General features: G+C 50.3%; 10 protein-coding genes and 1 other RNA gene. 1 reads left to right on the forward strand and 10 read right to left on the reverse strand.

Features of this window, described 5'->3' with window-relative positions:
- Window positions 1-58: 58 nt before the first annotated feature.
- From helD to A7K91_RS22115, 6 genes are all read right to left on the reverse strand, one after another.
- Window positions 59-2,398 carry an RNA polymerase recycling motor HelD gene (gene helD, locus A7K91_RS22090; protein ID WP_068686649.1) on the reverse strand — a complete coding sequence of 780 codons (2,340 nt, stop codon included), beginning with the start codon at window positions 2,396-2,398 and terminating at the stop codon, window positions 59-61.
- Window positions 2,382-4,865, reverse strand: a complete 2,484-nt coding sequence (locus tag A7K91_RS22095; protein ID WP_156739754.1) for a poly(ethylene terephthalate) hydrolase family protein — start codon at window positions 4,863-4,865, stop codon at window positions 2,382-2,384. Before A7K91_RS22095 ends, helD begins: the two co-directional genes overlap by 17 nt.
- Window positions 4,862-5,644, reverse strand: coding sequence for an ABC transporter ATP-binding protein (locus tag A7K91_RS22100; protein ID WP_068686651.1), 783 nt, complete (start codon window positions 5,642-5,644; stop codon window positions 4,862-4,864). Before A7K91_RS22100 ends, A7K91_RS22095 begins: the two co-directional genes overlap by 4 nt.
- Window positions 5,645-5,855: 211 nt before the next feature.
- Window positions 5,856-6,431 (reverse strand): hypothetical protein, encoded by a 576-nt coding sequence (locus tag A7K91_RS22105; RefSeq protein WP_068686652.1) that lies wholly within the window; start codon window positions 6,429-6,431, stop codon window positions 5,856-5,858.
- A 6-nt stretch (window positions 6,432-6,437) separates the two neighbouring features.
- Window positions 6,438-6,653 carry a DUF1540 domain-containing protein gene (locus tag A7K91_RS22110; RefSeq protein WP_068686653.1) on the reverse strand — a complete coding sequence of 72 codons (216 nt, stop codon included), beginning with the start codon at window positions 6,651-6,653 and terminating at the stop codon, window positions 6,438-6,440.
- Window positions 6,654-6,706: 53 nt separating this feature from the next.
- The gene (locus A7K91_RS22115) at window positions 6,707-7,207 is read right to left on the reverse strand and encodes a YpuI family protein (RefSeq protein ID WP_068686654.1); all 501 of its coding nucleotides are present in this window, start codon (window positions 7,205-7,207) and stop codon (window positions 6,707-6,709) included.
- Between the two features lie 173 nt (window positions 7,208-7,380).
- On the opposite strand from A7K91_RS22115, the gene A7K91_RS22120 reads away from it, so the two are divergent.
- Window positions 7,381-9,219: a S8 family peptidase gene (locus A7K91_RS22120; RefSeq protein WP_068686655.1), complete on the forward strand. Its 1,839-nt coding sequence runs from the start codon at window positions 7,381-7,383 to the stop codon at window positions 9,217-9,219.
- A 470-nt stretch (window positions 9,220-9,689) separates the two neighbouring features.
- Here the strand turns inward: A7K91_RS22120 and rnpB are convergent.
- From rnpB to A7K91_RS22140, 4 genes are all read right to left on the reverse strand, one after another.
- Window positions 9,690-10,094, reverse strand: an RNA gene (gene rnpB, locus A7K91_RS22125) — RNase P RNA component class A.
- Between the two features lie 51 nt (window positions 10,095-10,145).
- A complete protein-coding gene (locus tag A7K91_RS22130; protein ID WP_068686656.1) occupies window positions 10,146-11,267 on the reverse strand; it encodes a Nif3-like dinuclear metal center hexameric protein in 1,122 nt (373 codons plus the stop codon).
- Window positions 11,234-12,037 carry a tRNA (adenine(22)-N(1))-methyltransferase gene (locus A7K91_RS22135; protein ID WP_245697751.1) on the reverse strand — a complete coding sequence of 268 codons (804 nt, stop codon included), beginning with the start codon at window positions 12,035-12,037 and terminating at the stop codon, window positions 11,234-11,236. The genes A7K91_RS22130 and A7K91_RS22135 overlap by 34 nt, the downstream gene beginning before the upstream one ends.
- Window positions 12,016-12,852, reverse strand: coding sequence for a hypothetical protein (locus tag A7K91_RS22140; RefSeq protein WP_068686657.1), 837 nt, complete (start codon window positions 12,850-12,852; stop codon window positions 12,016-12,018). The genes A7K91_RS22135 and A7K91_RS22140 overlap by 22 nt, the downstream gene beginning before the upstream one ends.
- Window positions 12,853-12,932 lie beyond the last annotated feature (80 nt).

Below are 12,932 nucleotides of genomic sequence, written 5' to 3' on the forward strand. Positions count from 1 at the left end.
GCAGGATGCGCCTTTTCCGGTATATTCAGTGTCAATTACGGCTTTCCCCATACAAGTTCTACGATAAAAACGGAGTTGGCTTGCCTGTCAAAAACAAATGCAGCTCATGCATGGCGCGTGTGCAGGCCGTATAAAACAACCTGCGCTCGCTTTCGCGACTGTAAACCTCGCTCCCCGCATTTGCGATTACAACCGCATCAAATTCTACGCCTTTGGCCAGATAGGCCGGAATCACAACCATTCCTTTTACAAAAGTCGAGGTTTCTTTCTGGATTAAGCGGATATCCGGCAGCAGCGCAAGCAATGCCTTATGTAGTTCCGCGCTTTCCCGGGCTGTCTTGCAGATGACGGCCAGCGACTCATAGCCTTCAGATCGCCAGGCTTGAAGCCTGACGCTCAGTTGCTCCGCGTGACGGTCCGCTTCAACATATTGAACGGCCGGCTCGGGCCCCGTGCGGTTAAAGGGGATGATCTCCTCGCCGTCCGGAACCATTTTTCTCGTAAAATCAACGATTTGTTTGGTTGAACGATAGCTTCGCTTCAATATGATTTTTTCGCATTCGTCTTGCGGAAACAATCCGGACGTTGCATCCCCGCTTTTTTCGCCCGTGCCGTGCACAAATATGCTCTGGTTGAAGTCTCCAAGGACCGTCATGCTGCTTCGCGGAAAAATCCGTTTCAGGTAATGAAATTGAAAAGGTGAATAGTCCTGTGCCTCGTCAATGAAAAGATGCTTGACCATCGTATTAGTATGAAAGCCCTCCAGCTTTTCCTTCAAGTACAAATAGGGCGTTGCATCCTCATAGCTCATCAAGCCGGCATTCAGCTTTTCCAGGCTTCTGCTGCAAATTTGCGGCCACTCCGGCGGATAAGACGCGTTTGCTTCCGGGGCCCCAGGTGCGGCATGGGGTACGGCGCCTTTTTGGAATAACGCTTTATAAATATCCGGCATATCTACGAATTTAAGCAGTTTAACGCCGCGCCGCAGCTTTTTAAATCTTTTTTGCACAACCTGTGCAGCTAAAAACTGTCTTTCAGACTGGTAGTCATCGAAGGAGCCTCCGCTAAATTTGCCCTTTTCGCTAAGCTCCTCATAAGCACTGCCATAACTATGAGTATCAAGCAGTTCAATGGCTTCGTCAACCCATTCTTTACTCTGCTCCTCTTTGGATATTCTGGATAATTCCTTGAGCAGCCAAACCGATAATTTTTGCAGCCGGATAGGAATCGTCATTCCAGGCTCCAGGGAATAGAACTGGCGCGAAATGGCCTTGGCTGCAATTATCGTTTTCCCGCGAAAGCGGATATCACGGAAAGAAAGGCCGGACACGCCAAGCTGCTGAACGTAGCGGTCGATTTCGTCCATAAATGATTTACCGGATTTATAAAGGATGCCTGCCCTTCTGATGTCCAGATCGGCATCCTGAGGCGCATTGAGCATTTCTTCAAGCCCGACAAAAGGGTCCTCAAGCTGGAACTGTTCACCAAGACGATGCTCCAGATATTGCTGATAGGTGGTTTGCGTCATGTTTTGCTCCCCTAGCTCCGGCAAAACGCTGGATACATAGCTGTTAAACATCGGATTGGGGGAAAACAGCACAATCTGCTCCGCGCTAAGCTGGCCGCGATAACGATATAGCAAATAGGCTACACGCTGCAAGGCGGCCGATGTTTTGCCGCTGCCCGCAGCGCCCTGCACAACAAGCAGCTTAGCTTTTTCATTGCGGATAATGGCATTTTGCTCGCTTTGGATCGTTGCGACAATGCTTTTCATCGCGGCGTCGGAGCCTTTGCCAAGCACCTCTTGCAGCAATTCGTCGCCAATCGTCATGCCCGTATCAAACATACTTTTAATTTTACCGTTGCGAATCATATATTGACGCTTAAGCGTCATCTCGCCTCTTATTTCTCCGGCAGGCGTTTGGTAGGACACGCGTCCAGGGCCGTAATCATAATAAAGGCTGGAAACCGGGGCGCGCCAATCATAAATCAAATATTCCTCCCCGGAGTCATCCAGCAGGGAGCCAACGCCAAGGTAGATGGCATCCGGCTTAGCGTCCTTCGCTCCTTCTTCAACGATGTCGATACGGCCGAAATAAGGATTTTGCTCCAGCTTAACAAGCGTTTTTAATTCGCGCTCGGTATGCCTGTGGCTGCGCTCCCGTTCCGACAGCAGCTCTGCCTGCTGCTTCAGACTCGCATGCGTTTCAGCCGACTCCGAGGAATCCTCAAAATTAACGGTCACATCATCCCAGAAATTACGGCGGATATCAACAATTTCACCCCGAATGCCGCTAGTTTTGGCGGACAGCTGTTCGATCCGATTTCCAATCAGCCCCACAAGGCCGTTAACCCGTTCCTGCTCCTCCTGCAGACCGTCATTATTGGTAGTGTACATAAGAGCCTCCCTCAGGCAAAAATCCGATTTCATCTATTCTTATTTTTCCAGGACCGTTCAAAAAGCGGAAAGTGATGGATTTAATGTCCGAAGGACTAAACGCAGAGTCCTCCTGTCCCTCTCCTTTGGCGCCGTCAAACAAATGGATAGGAGCTACAACCGTCCTGAGCACTTCCTCAACCGGCTTTCCGTATTTACTATTTTTTATTGTTCCTTCCAGCCATCCAATCGACATAAACGATGTGTAGGAAGGTGGTTCAATCGGCGCTATATCGTCCAGAAGCAGCGTCAGCTCCTCGCCGGTACGCTCCGTCAGCACAACTTCAACCACCGGCAGCGGAGGAAGAGTTTCCCCGCTGCCGCCAATAACCGGAGCTGTTCCGGCGACCGCATCTCCGCCTGCGTCTGTGCCGGAATCGGCATTTGCAGCCGTATCTGGAGCAACGCCAGCATCCGCCTGTGCCTCAGATTTCGACGAGTCCGCAGCCCGGCCTTCTGGCGCTTTATCGTCATCTGAGGATTTCTTTGTTCCGTTGCTCCCATTTTCTTCAAGCACGGGAGCAATCAGGTCCCATTCCAGATTGGATACGGCAAAAACCAGGCTGCCTCCATCCAGCTGCTCCAGATGGCTTTCAGCCTCCTTAGATAATTGAATTTCAAAGGATGCTCCCGGCTCCTCCCATTCCAGCACCAATCCGGTTTTTCCCTTCACTTTGCCATCCCGGTCCCGCATGCTTTCGTCATCGATTACCGTCATGTCCTGAACCGCCGTTGCTTCAACCAACGGGGCAGGCTTCTGGAAGCGGGTCACCTCCACAAAATCGGCGCCTTCGTACCTGCTCAAATAACGGGTAGCATCCGGCAGCCATTGATCGCCGCTCCGGTAATCCTGAAACAGACCCATATATCTTTTTTCGTCCTTCAGCGTCGCTTCAAGAAAGGCAGCGACATACACCTGAGCGATTTTTTGCTGCTCGTTCTGCGGCAGCAGGTCCTTGTTATTCAGAAACAACCCGCCGGGTAACCGCTCATCCAATCGTCCCCAGCTTGTATTAAATTGGCTGTGATTGGCATTTTCAATATACACTGACGCTTTGAAACGCTCTTTGCTGCCGGTGAAGGTCACCCGATTATATTGCCGGTCTCCATAAAAATTATTAACGTCGGCATCCTTGGCGCCCTGAATGGTCAAATAATTAATATCCCTCAATTCTGCATAGTCGTCATCAACCGCCCGATCCACCGGCGCGATTGCTACAACGGTTGATAGCTCCATCTCCTCCAGCCCTTGCAATTCCTGATCCTCGTCAAACCAGCGCGCCCAATCTGCCGCCATAGCCGCCGCCTGCCCGCCGCGCGAATGTCCAATCAGCGCCACGCGGCTCCAATCCACAGAGCCGGAAAAAGCAGTAGCTCCTGATTCGTCAAGATTTTTAATAACCTGCAAATGCTTCAGCAGAAGCCATGCCCGAACCTTCATATCATTCTTGGGGATGCCCGACCATACGGAAAAATTTAGAAAATTGGCATCAACGGACACTGCAATCATTCCTTTGCTGGCCAGCAGCTCTCCCAAATAACCGTATCCATCGTCTGAAAAGTCTTCCATCAGATGGTTGCCGTGAACAATAAGAGCAAGCGGAAACTCCCCTTCCCCGGCAGGCATCCAGACTCTGCCGTTAAGAGGCAGCTCATTTTGATGAAATCCCCAAAATAGGGACCGCAGCCAAGGCCATTCCTCTATGTACGATGATGCATCGACCGATGCGGTCTCATAGGTGATGTCTGTACCAAACAATGCCCGATGACGGTCAGAGCCGCTGCCATATGAAAAAAACTCGACGTTGTATTTTCCAGGCAAAGAAGGATCTTCTGCATCCAGAGCTATCGCTTCCAGAATAGCCTCCTTGGCTGTACGCTCAGGCCATTCCACAGGCCCCGTCCAGAGAAACGCGTTTAGCAGCAGCATCGCAAGCATAACCGTCACTCCGGCAATTCCCAGCTTCACCCAGGACTTTAATCCGCTTTTTGCCAATATACCCAGCAGACTGCCGGCGGCAAGGCCCAGGACGGTGTAAGAAAGGCTCAGCAGCAGACTTACCTTCCAGCCAAATTCGGCATAATGGAGCATAACATACGTTTCCGATTCTACCAATACAAACAAGGAGAAAAGTCTTCTAGGCAATGGCAAATAGAAAAATGAAAATAGTACTGTCAACACATAGCAAGCAACCGCCCCAAGCACGACCGCTATCGATAAAAAGATTGCCTGATCCAAAACCGCTCCAAGCCCGGTAGGTATCCCGGAAATTTGCAGGGACATGGCAACCGCTCCAAAAAGCGCGACGCTGAACGCTGCGCATCTGGAGATAAATCCCTCCCTGTCGTGCCGTTTGTTGAACCGCTCCTTCACCCATTCCATCATAAGCCGCCAAGGAGCCTTGCGATTGTCCAATCCTTCAGTCATGATTGCAATCCGATTGTCGGCCAATATCGACCGTTCCTTGTTTCTATAGTTACCGGAACATCAAAAAAAGAGCTCATCTGAGAGGATGTTAAAACGTTCGCTGTTTCTCCCGCAGCATAAACCCCGCCATCCTTGAGCAGCAGCGTATGGGTAAAAATCGGCATAATCTCTTCAACATGATGAGTTACGTAAATAATCGTAGGCGCATCCTTTTCCCCTGCAATTGTTCCGATCATCGTCAGCAGCTGCTCTCTCGCAAACAAATCCAGTCCCGTCCCAGGCTCATCCAGTATAAGAAGGGAAGGGTTGCCCATAAGAGCTCTTGCGATAAGAATACGCTGGCGCTGTCCCTGTGATAACGTTTCATACGTTCGATCCTTAAGGGCAGAGCAGCCGAGCCGGTCCATCAACTCTTCAGCCCGCTCCAGATCCTGGGGCAAAATTTCATCGTATACGCCAATTGTTGAATGTTTGCCGCTCAAAACCGTTTTTATCGCAACTTCGCTTCCATACAGCCGTTGCTGCAGCGAGGTGCTAACCCAGCCTATCCGTTTTCTAAGCTCACGCAAATCATATTCACCGAACCGGTGGCCCAGCACGCTGACAGAACCCGATGTAGGCCATATGTATCCGTTAATCATATTGAGCAGCGTTGTTTTGCCTGAGCCATTAAGACCAAGCAGACACCAATGCTCGCCCGCCTTGACCTGCCAGCTGACCTTATCCAAAATCGTACTGCTTCCCCGCTCCCATGTTACATCCGCAATATCAACAATCATATCTGTTCCTCCTGCCTATGCAACTAGAATATACATGTCAGCGCCCTATCCCATCTTGATAATGTGAGCACTCGCTTCAATTTCCATGAATCTTCCAATCATTTTATCATACTTTTTAGCAGACAACCTTAAAAAAGCAGGCTCTCCCATTGGAGAGAACCCGCTTTTTTTGCAAATTTGTCAAAAGCACCAGCAAAGGCCCTGGTTTCCGCTACATCGCAAATAATGGAGCGGCGATCATCCGGATGACGATTGCAACAAGGCCAAGCGCAATACTCCAGCCTCCAAGTCCCTTCGCTCCTTGGCGGTATGCAATAAATCCCAGAACGACTGAGGTAATTCCCATTAGCATAGGCCAGATAAGCCAGGATGCGATGGCAAAGACCAAGGCTACCCAGCCCACGGCGGAGCCGGAAGCGGTGCGATCTTCCTCTACTTCAGACGAATGCTTTCGCACGCCTTCATCTTTGCCGGTTACCGGCATGCCGTAGGCAAAGTCCGCGCCAATCTCCTCGTTGAACGCTGCCATTCCACCCGGAATGACGCTTCCTCCTCCGGTGCGCTCCATCACATCGGCGCCATAGCTTCCGCCATCCACATGGCTTTCCACTGCAGCCTCCTCATGACGCTCTGCCATGTCGCTGGAAGCATGAAAGTCGCCTTCGCGAGACATTCTTCCTTGTACGTCATGACTTTCCGAATGATGGTTTCCCTGCAAGGCGTGGTAATGATGATCCCTGTCTTTTTTATGACGATGTTTGTTGCCTGAATTTTCATGACCGTTCATGTTTCCTCAATCCTCCTTTGGTTTAAAGGTGTTGCAGCAGGTAGCGGCAGACTCCTTGGCCAAATCCTCATGGGGCAAACCTAAACGATCACTGGCAAATTCTTCATGGAAGGACGGCGATGAATGTTGATCGATATCAATAGCAATGGCTTTTGCAACGCACTGATTGCCTTCTTCCCAGAACGTGCAGTTTGCAACGCTGCAGGAAACGCCCTTTGGCATAAAAATCACCTCCGCTAAGGAGTTTCCCTCAAGCGGAGGCAATTCATTCTGCCTTATTTTTGTCCCTGCATGCGACGCTGGGTCATGTAGTCACTTTCGTAGTAAGACAAGTCGTCACGCAGATCCTCGTAAATTTTGGAAATGCCCAAAACGATATTGCGGGCCTCGCGAACCGGCTTGTACCGGAAGCGAATTGCGTCTTGTCCCGTATAGGCATAACGCCCATCTTCGGAATAACATTCATTTTTTGGATAAAAGAAAGCGTTGACGCATTGATGATAAGCCTCATACAATACGCGTTCACCATACTCATTATCGAAATTAGGCCTTCTGAGCAGAACGCCCAGCTTTTCAACAGCAACTTCCGAAAAAACAAGCAGATGGCGCAGATCGGACAGCAGCCCCTTGTAAAAAAGCTCCGCCGCCTCTTCGCTTTGATCTCCTACAAGCTGGGATAAAGCATTCTGATTCAGAAACGGCTCCAGCTGTTCAACCGCTTCTTTTAATTTGTCGCGAGTGGATTCCGTCAGCGCTTTAACGTTCGTTGATGGCATGGTGGTAGTTCCCCTTTCTACATTGCACACAAAAAAACTATAAACATCAACATCGTACCACAAATTCCAGAGAAACGGTATCCGAATTGTGAAAATGTCCGCATAATTTGATGCCGCAGATGCGACTCTAAGGGTAGAGACAGATCATTTTATGAAAAGACGGAGGATATCCCATGCGCAAATCAAGATGGACCGCTGCTTTTATTGTGCTGGCCGCAGCAGCGCTGTTAATTCCGGCCACCCCGTTTTTTTTAAAAAACGGCGAATCATCGCCCAAAACCGTACAATTCTCCGCTAACAAGGAGCAGAAGCTTAAGCTTGCGGCATTGCAGAATGACATGGATGCCACGGCAACGCTAATGTCCCTGGAGTGTGCCAAGGACTTTCGCAATATTATGGCAGCCGACGGAGATTCCCCGGTAAAGGCAACTGCTGAAATCAAGGCGTTAATGAAGGAGCATCCGCATTTGGCCCATATTCGATGGATCGGACCTGGCAAGGATGTGCAAATAGGCAAGCTGCCGAAGTCTCAAAAAGAGGATGCGCAAATGTATAGTGCGGAAGCCGCCAAAAAAATCGCAAAAGGCGCAAACTATGAGTCCAAACCGTTTGAGTCCGCCGACGGCAGCCGTTACATCGTATTAGGCGTACCCGATCAAACGGGAAGCGGGCACGGCATAGTTGGCGTGATGAAGCAGGATATCGTCAAGCAGGTTGAAATGCATCAGAAGCGCAATTTGCGCCTGATCCCTTACCCGGCGGAAGGCAATTACCGGATTGAATCCGTCAAGCCCAATTCCACAGTGGACACAACGGTTAAAACGGGAGAAGACAATGGCAATGCCAGCCATTATCATGTCAAAGATGCCGTTGTCCATTTTACAACCCCGCCTAGTGAAGAGCAATTGTCCAGAATAAAAGCCGATGTCGGAGCCTCCGTTATTCAGCAGCTTGGCGACACCTACGTTTTTCGCTCCGACAAGGTCGAAGCGGACAAATTAATCCAGTATTTTCAGAATAACTGGAAAATTAAATATACGGAGCCTCATTACCTTTATTTAACGAATGATGAGCATGCAGCCAAAATCGTACCTAATGACGCCTTGTATTCCCAGTATCAATGGAACTTGCCCTCCATAGCCGCAGAGGAAGGCTGGACGCTGTCAAAAGGGGACGAAGGTGTTATCATCGCCGTGCTTGATACCGGCGTTCAGAGCAGCCACCCCGACCTTCAAGGCAGGTTGCTCGCTGGAAAAAACATCGTCAACACAGGAAAAACCCCGGATGACGATGTAGGACATGGTACGCATGTTGCCGGAATTATCGGCGCGGCCGTCAACAACGGCGAAGGAGTCGCCGGCGTTTCCTGGTTTAACAAAATTATGCCCGTTAAAGTGCTTGACAGCTCAGGCGCAGGCTCGACTTATTCAGTTGCTCAAGGCATCATCTGGGCGGTTGATAATGGAGCTAAAGTAATCAATATGAGTTTGGGCAATTACGCAAAGGCCGATTTTCTGCATGACGCCATCAAATATGCGTATGAACGCGATGTCGTTCTGATTGCCGCAAGCGGCAACGACAATACAGACCGTCCCGGTTATCCCGCCGCATACCCTGAGGTTTTTGCGGTAGCGGCGACCTCAAGCAACGACCAGAAGGCATCCTTCTCCAATTACGGCGATTACATCGACGTAGCGGCACCTGGCGATAGTATTGCCAGCACCTATCCCGGCAGCCAATATGCGGCATTGTCCGGTACTTCGATGGCTAGCCCTCATGTTGCAGCGCTGGCGGGTTTGATTCGCTCCATTAACCCCGACCTTAGCAATGAGGAAGTTATGGAGATCATGCGCGTATCCGCCCGCGACCTTGGACAAGCAGGCAAAGACAACTATTTTGGCCATGGCGAAATTGATATCGACAAAGCGCTAAAGGCCGCTGCGAATTACGGCGGCGCCCTGCAAACCTACCCTCAACAAGTAAAGCGGAAGCTGGAGCGTTTGGGATCTTGAGTTGAAGGCCACAGGCAATTTCCTGCAGTCTACTGAATCTAAAGGACATCCATGTCCGGCAGGGGCTTAAATTGGCTTGTTTCATAACAGCAACGGTCACGCATGTCCTTTAAAGCTCAAAAATGTAGAATGTGAGGGTAAAATTGGAGTTTTACGGTCGCAAATGTCCGCTAGAATATGGATTTAATTAAAATGAACCGTCTAATGGCCGCAGATGTCCGTAAAGCTTGATGAATAGAAATGAACAAAGACAAACAGAATCGTACTGTAGCCAACTGTGATTAACTGTAGCTAACTGCAACGATCTGAATAACCTGGAAAAGAAGCCGCATCGCCCCATCAGGAAACACTAATTGCTATTTGTTAAATTTTAAAAAAAGACATGAACGCCGCGAATTGCGGGTTCATGTCTTTTTCCCTTATTCCATTTATATCAACATCATTTTAATTAAACGGTATAAGATGGCCGTGCGGAAAGTTTGCCGTAAGCCGGGTTCTGTACTTCTGGTGGTGCAAACGGGAACGACCCTCCCACTAGGAAGCGACAATCATCTATCTAGGCCGTCCATTGCTGAACAGCTCAAGCAACCAACCCGGATGCGCCTCGGGCTAAGGCTGCGGCCTTGCGGCCGCCACATCCTCTCGGTCTTGCTCCAGATGGGGTTTACCAGGAATACAGTCACCTGTACTCCTCGTGGTCTCTTACACCACGGTTCCACCCTTGCCTGTGCCCCTTTACGGGGCCATCGGCGGTCCATTTCTGTGGCACTATCCTTCAGCTCGCGCTGACTGGACGTTATCCAGCATCCTGCCCTGTGGAGCCCGGACTTTCCTCTCGCAGCAACGAGGCTGCCAGCGATTGTCTGTCAAACTTTCCGTAGCAGAACTATTATACAGGTTATTGATTCAAAGCTCAACAGGAAAAGCTAAATAAACACAAACGGCTCCGTATTCAAGCGCGAGGCTATAACCTCCGTTTTCCATTTGTTCTTGGCAAGCTCATTGTTCAGCCAATCCGCCACCTTTTGCTTCATAACCTTTTCAATATTGTGGCCTGCGTCGATAATGGTCATGCCTGCTGCCAAAGCATCATGTGCCGTATGATAATCAATATCCCCCGTAATAAGGACGTCCACGCCTGCAAACATTGCACGATTGACATAGCGGGCTCCCGCCCCGCCAAGCACGGCGGCTTTGTGGATTACCCGGTCAGGCGGACCAACCACGCGCAGCATCGGCACATCAAACGCCGTTTTTAGCCTTAGCGCCAGCTCATTCAGCGTTGCCGGCTGCGTCAGCTTGCCGTAGCGGCCTAATCCGAAGCTTCTCCCCTTCAGGTCTACGGGATACAGATCATAAGCCACCTCTTCATAAGGATGGGCCTTCAGCATGGCGCTCACCGTTTTACGATGGACGCTGTACGGTACGATTGTTTCAATTCGCACTTCATCTGCGCGCTCAAGTCGACCTTGCGAGCCGATAAACGGGTTAGTGCCTTCCCCTGGCAAAAAGGTTCCCGTCCCTTTGCTGGTAAAGCTGCAGCAGCTGTAATTGCCGATTTCTCCAGCCCCCGTTCGCCAGATGCTTTGCAGCACATCTTCGACATGGGATTCCGGCACAAACACAACCAGCTTATATAGCTTATCCGTATGGATATCCTCCAGCGACTTTCGTCCCTGCTCCTCAATCCCCGCCTGATCCGCAAGCCAGTCATTGATGCCGCCATCAGCCACATCCAGATTGGTATGGGATATATAAACGGCAATATCATGTTTAATCAGCTTTTCGTATAGCTTGCCAGCCGGCGTAGACGTATCCAGCTTCGCCAGCGGACGGTAAATGATAGCATGATGGGCGATAATCAGGTTGGCTCCCAGCCTTATGGCTTCATCCACCACCTCGTCGGTCACATCCAAAGCGACCAGCGCCTTCGGAATCTCCTTGGACAATGTGCCTAGCTGCAATCCAATTTTATCGTTTTCCACCGCATAATGCTTTGGGGCAAGCTGCTCCATCAACGAAATGATGCTTTGTCCGTTGGCAAACAAGCCAGCACCTCCTTCAACAAGTCTATTTCCTTGCGGAATTGCTCGCGCTTCGCCATCGACTCCTGCACGCTGGACTCCGCCATCTGGCTCCAAATCCGTTCCAGCTTGATGATTTCAGATTGCCACTTAGCGATAAGTACTGCCGTTGGCTGACGCAGCAGATGCGGTCCCATTCTAATCAAAATCACCTTTTTAAGCTCTGGCTCAAAAGGCAGCGGCAAAAAGGCTCCATCGTAAAGCGCCTCATTTTTGGGTGCTGCTTCAGCATCCCGCACCGCATGAAGCACCTCATAAATTTTACCGTCCTCCTCCAAAACAGCTTCATCGGTCAAATACCAGTTATGCTCCAGCAGCCATACCCTGACCGCGTCTTCGCCAATATTGGGCTGGAGAACCAGACGGGAGACTCCTTCAAGCTTTCCGTTCGCTCGACCGGCTTCAAGAATAGAGGACATCAAAGCGCCGCCCATACCGGCGATCGTAATCGTATCGGCTTCTCCTGGCTCAAGAACGGCCAGCCCGTCGCCCCGGCGAACGGATAATCTATCCGTAAGACCGGCTGCTAAAGCAGCCTTTTGCGCAGCCTTAAACGGTCCCGGATTTACCTCACCGGCAATGGCTTTTGATATTTTCCCGCTTTGCAGCAAATAAACCGGAAGCAAGGCATGGTCGGAGCCTATGTCCGCCAGCGCCGCCCCGTCTGCAATATAATCTGCAACAAGCCGCAGACGTTTAGACAATTCAATCATCAGGTTACCCACACCATCCATTGTTTGCGCATCGTGAAGAGAAGTCCTCCACCTAACGCGATTTTTACGATTATCTGTATTTGCAGCCATGCCGTTTGATGAATAACAAGCAGAGTATACAATTCCGGAAGAAACCAGGCGAGCGCGCAAACCACAAACAATACGGCAGCCACCGCTTTGCTGAAGCGGTGCAAAAACCAGCTGCTCCACCCAAATATAATGGCGATAGGAAGCCAATAAAGCTGCACCTCGTACCATGCCGGCGTCTCGTCCAGTCTTGAGAGAAGCCAGCCATACAGCACTAGGGCGATCAGCCAGCCGCATAAATGAAGCATCGGAACCTTTCTCCAGATGCCGTATGCGACCCAGAAAAAGGCGCAACCGCCTAAAACACCCATTTTCCAGCTCCAGGACTGAAGCTCATGAAGCTCCAGAATATGTAATCCTCCGCCTAGCAGCAGCAACGCTCCAGCGCACACCAGCATGCTGGAAAACGTTCGGCTTCGTTCTCTGAAGCGATGGCCAAATTTTAAAAAAACTAACGCGCCCAGCAAAATAATTGCGATTTGCAATGCCGGATGAAAAGAGCTAAAATAAAGCACAACAAAGGAAATTAAGGTAAAAGTTCCAAATGTAAGCAACCATTGCTTGCCTGTTGCCCGCTGCACCGCCGCTATCGCTTTGCCGACGGCATGATTCGGCTGCGGCGCTGGCCTTGGTGTATCGGGATCGCTGTACAGATTAAGCAGAAATTCGCAATATTGCTCAGGCAACAGCTTGCTCCGACTCCAATGCTGTATTTCCTTGAGAACAATTGCTCTGCGATCCTGTTCCATTGGACGCCATCCTTTCCTGTCCTTGCCTTGTTTTCATCTGAAAAAAAGACCTCGCTGCAAAGGCAGAAAGGTCATTTTGC

It is taken from the genome of Paenibacillus oryzae (assembly GCF_001675045.1).
Classification (GTDB): Bacteria; Bacillota; Bacilli; order Paenibacillales; family Paenibacillaceae; genus Pristimantibacillus; species Pristimantibacillus oryzae.